The sequence below is a fragment of the Vibrio sp. 970 genome (genome assembly GCF_033339075.1).
This window is the reverse complement of the sequence record NZ_JAWOTW010000356.1, coordinates 1-680: the sequence shown is the minus strand read 5'-3', so window position 1 is coordinate 680 and position 680 is coordinate 1. Positions and strand designations below refer to the sequence as shown.

Here is a 680-nt window from a genome sequence, read left to right as displayed (position 1 = left end):
CACATCTTGTTGTGGGAAAGGAATCGAAATGCCTTCGCGATCAAAGCGTAACTTCACTTCTTTCGTTACATCCCAATATACCTCCCAGTAGTCATCTGTTTTAACCCAAGGGCGAACGATGAAATCTACCGACGAAGTATTCAAAGTGTGCACTTTAATCATTGGCTCAGGCGCGCGAAGTACCGCAGGGTGTGAAGTCACGATATCCGTTAGTACCGATTCCGCTTTCAATAAATCGTCTGCGTAGCCAATACCAAACACCATATCCACACGGCGAATACGCTCATGGGTCACGTTCTTGATCACATCTCCCCAAATCTTACTGTTCGGCACAATGATGATCTGGTTATCGAAGGTGCGAATCGTGGTGTTCACTAAGCTCATGTGACTTACCTTGCCATCCACACCACCAGCGTAGACAAAATCACCCACATCAAACGGACGGTAAATCAAAAGCATCATACCCGCTGCGAAGTTCGACAACGTATCTTGCAACGCGAAACCAATGATCACACCGGCAATACCGAAACCAGTCAGGATTGGCGCTAAGTTCAAGCCAATCTGCGACAGGCCAACCATAATACCAATCACCCACACCACTTTACCGGACATGGAGATAAAGAAGTCCTGCATTAGGTGGGAAAGTTTCAAGTTCTTAGAAGACACCGCTTTGCTCACCA

Annotated in this window: 1 protein-coding gene; it reads right to left on the bottom strand. The window is 46.9% G+C overall.

What is annotated here, in order from left to right; genetic code table 11:
* Positions 1–680: mechanosensitive ion channel family protein (locus R7Q11_RS26630; protein ID WP_225467053.1), on the bottom strand; the 680-nt coding region annotated here is incomplete at both ends.